This window comes from Mesorhizobium sp. M2C.T.Ca.TU.002.02.1.1, assembly GCF_003997225.1.
Genome location: NZ_RZTO01001334.1, coordinates 1 through 897, shown reverse-complemented (window position 1 = coordinate 897; position 897 = coordinate 1). Strand labels below are relative to the sequence as shown.

The 897-nt window shown below is 63.5% G+C and carries 1 protein-coding gene; it reads right to left on the bottom strand.

Annotation, left to right across the window (positions count from 1 at the left end):
* A partial coding sequence (locus tag EOD07_RS35920) for a cysteine desulfurase-like protein (protein ID WP_127238477.1) occupies positions 1 to 820 on the bottom strand: 820 nt, incomplete at its 3' end.
* Between the last annotated feature and the right edge of the window lie 77 nt (positions 821 to 897).

Here is an 897-nt window from a genome sequence, read left to right as displayed (position 1 = left end):
ACCCAGCCATCAGCTCGATCTGCGGCGTGCCAAGCTCGAACCGCTCGGGCAGGACGTTCGAAGAGCAGCGGCATTTGTAGGGCTTGAGCGTGTCGATAACGTCGCGGCGGCCCCACAATATGCCCATATGCGGCCCGAAGAATTTATAGGCCGAGCAGATGAGGAAGTCGCAGCCGAGTTCCTGCACGTCGATCAGCCCGTGCGGCGCGAACTGCACGGCATCGACATAGACCAGCGCGCCGGCCTGTTTAGCTGCCGCCGTCAGCGCCTTCACCCGGTTGATCGAGCCGGTGAGGTTCGAGGCATAGTTCAGCGCGACGAGGCGCGTCTTGTCCGAAAGCAGCGCCTTGAGCGCTGTCTCCTCCACCTGCCAGCTCCGCTCGTCGAACGGCAGGAAGCGCACGACAAGGCCGATATCCTCGGCGAGCTGCAACCAGGGCGAGACATTGCCTTCATGGTCCATGCGCGTGACGATGATTTCATCGCCGGGATTCATCGGCCGGCCGAGCGTGCGCGACATGTGATAGGTCAGCGTCGTCATGTTGGCGCCGATGACGATCTCCTCGACGCTCGATGCGTTCAGGAAATCGGCCATCGCCGCATGCGCGTCGTCGACCACTTTTTGGGCCGCGACCGTCGTCTCGAAGAACCCGCCCAGATTGGCGTTGGTCGAGAGCAGGCAGCGCGACACCGCGTCGGCCACCGCCAGCGGCACCTGCGTGCCGGCGGGATTGTCGAGATAGATGCGCCGCCGCCCGTCATCGGTCAGCGAAAGCGCCGGAAACTTGCCGCGCACGGCCTCGATCGGAAAATCTGCCATCGTCTCCACCCCCTCTGTTTTTCGACGATTCCCGCTCAAGGGCACGGATTGCCAACACGCTGGTGGATGGCGTCGAC